The 2,302-nt window shown below is 70.2% G+C and carries 1 protein-coding gene and 2 pseudogenes; all 3 read left to right on the forward strand.

Annotated elements, in window-relative coordinates:
* A pseudogene (locus ACIKT0_RS17185) lies at window positions 1–220 on the forward strand (glucan ABC transporter ATP-binding protein/ permease); the annotation flags it as partial.
* Window positions 221–317: 97 nt separating this feature from the next.
* Window positions 318–1,661 carry a D-alanyl-D-alanine carboxypeptidase family protein gene (locus ACIKT0_RS17190; protein WP_407106581.1) on the forward strand — a complete coding sequence of 448 codons (1,344 nt, stop codon included), beginning with the start codon at window positions 318–320 and terminating at the stop codon, window positions 1,659–1,661.
* A gap of 20 nt (window positions 1,662–1,681) precedes the next feature.
* A pseudogene (locus ACIKT0_RS17195) lies at window positions 1,682–2,188 on the forward strand (CobW family GTP-binding protein); the annotation flags it as partial.
* Window positions 2,189–2,302: the final 114 nt, after the last annotated feature.

Here is a 2,302-nt window from a genome sequence, read left to right on the forward strand (position 1 = left end):
GGCCGCGCTCGACGAGGCCCGCCGCGGGCGCGCCACGCTGGTCATCGCGCACCGGCTCGCGACCGTGCGCAGCGCCGATCTCGTACTTGTGTTCGACCATGGCCGGATCGTCGAGCGCGGCTCCTTCGCCGAGCTGGTCGCCTCTGGCGGGGCCTTCGCCGGACTGGTCGCCGCCCAGGAGCTGACGGCCCCTCCCGGCGCCCCCGCGATTGGCAATTGAGGCTCCAGAGGCTAAGCATGACCCTGCCGAAAGGCCGAGACCGGTCAGCGCAGCCGTCGCGCGCCGCCGACCCTGTACGCATGTTTTGAGTCCGCCGATGACGATGCAGATCCGCCGCCTCGCGGCGCCCCTTCTCGCTCTCATGCTCGGCTGGACCGGCGTCGCGGCCGCCAATCCGATGATCGTGGTCGACGTCCGCACTGGCGGCGTGCTCGAGGCCAGCGAGGCGACCACACCCTGGTACCCGGCGTCGCTCACCAAGCTGATGACGACGCTGGTCGTTCTAAACGCCATAAAGGCCGGCCGACTGACGCCGCAGACGCCGCTGGTCTACAGCGCCCGCGCGCAGGCCGAGCCGCCGAGCAAGATGGGCTTCCAGGTCGGCCAGACGGTCACCGTCGACGACGCGCTCAAGATGCTGATGGTGCAGTCCGCCAATGACATAGCGGTCACGCTGGCCGAGGGCGTGTCGGGCAGCTTCGAGGCGTTCGTGGCCGAGATGAACCGGACGGCGCAGCAGATCGGCATGACGAACTCGAACTTCGTCAATCCGCACGGTCTGCCGGTCCGGCCGGGGCCGGATCTTCAGCGCAGCACCGCCCGGGACTTCGCGGTGCTGGCCGTGACGCTGCTCCGGCAGCATCCAGAGCACGCGTCGCTGTTCAACATCGAGGCGCTCCGGATCGGCAACCGGATCCTGCGCAACCACAATGGCCTGATCGGCCGCTATCCCGAAGCCGACGGCATGAAGACCGGCTACACCTGCTCGGCCGGCTACAATCTGGTGGCCACCGCGACGCGCGGCGACCGCCAGCTGGTCACCGTCATCCTCGGCGCGCCCAATCCGCTGACGCGCTCCGAGAGGGCGATCGACGCCTTCGAACGCGGCTTCCAGGCGACGTCGGCGCGGGGCACGCTCGGGTCGATGAGGGACGTCACCGCCGCCTTCACGCTCGACCTCCGGGAGCAGATGTGCGGCAAGGCATACGCCAAGGAGCGCATGGCGCTCCGCAAGGAGGCGGAGAACCATCCCTGGGCCGAGCGGCTGATGACGAAGCCGGCAGTGTCGCCGATCCTGGTGGCCGCGTCGCCCGTGCCGGGGCAGACCCAGGTCGCCGGCGAGCCGAGCGGCGTTGACGAGGACGCGCCGTCGGCCTTTGCGCCGACGCCGGGAACGACCCCGGCCGTCGCCGGGCAGACGGTGAAGCCGGGCTCCGCCAAGGTGCGCTCGCTCGCGGCTCCGAAAGGCAAGGCTGCGTCCCAGAAGTCGGCCGCGTCCAGGAAGACGCCTCCGAAACCGAAGACCGCGCCGGCGGCGCTCAAGCGCGACAAGGTGAAGATCGATCTCAAGCCCGCCCTGAAGACAGGCGACGGCGCCCAGCCGGTGCCGGGCTCGATCTACCGCAACGCCGCGCCCGCCAACGGCAAGTCCGCCTTCTGAGCTCTACGACTGTTCCGCAGATGACCGACAGACGCCCGGAGCCGATCCCGCTTGCGGTGCTGACCGGGTTCCTCGGAGCCGGCAAGACCACCCTGCTCAACCGGCTGCTGCGCGACCCGGCGCTCGCCGACGCCGCGGTGGTGATCAACGAGGCCGGGGAGATCGGCGTCGATCACCTGCTGGTCGAGCACGTCGCGGACGGCGTGGTCGCTCTCGCCGGGGGCTGTCTGTGCTGCTCGCTGCGCGGAGACCTGATCAACACGCTCGAGGATCTCCTGCGGGCCCGGGACAATGGCCGCATTCCGCCGTTCCGGCGGCTGGCGATCGAGACCAGCGGCCTCGCCGATCCGGTTCCCATCCTGCAGACCCTGACGCTGCATCCCTATCTGGCGATGCGCTACCGGCTCGCCGCCATGCTCGCCGTCGTCGACGCGACTTCGGCGTCCGAGACGATCGCGGCGCATCCGGAGGCGGCCCGGCAGATCGCGATGGCCGACCGCGTCGCGCTGTCGAAGCTAGACCTCGCGAGCCCCCGTCGAACCGTCCCTTGCGGCAGCGCCCTCCCCGCTTAGCTTGAGCGCCAACGGAAACGCGAAAGGACCTGAGCCATGGCCGAAGCGACGACGGCGCCGATCGAGCTG

Source organism: Hansschlegelia beijingensis (genome assembly GCF_045505405.1).
GTDB lineage: Bacteria > Pseudomonadota > Alphaproteobacteria > Rhizobiales > Methylopilaceae > Methylopila > Methylopila beijingensis_A.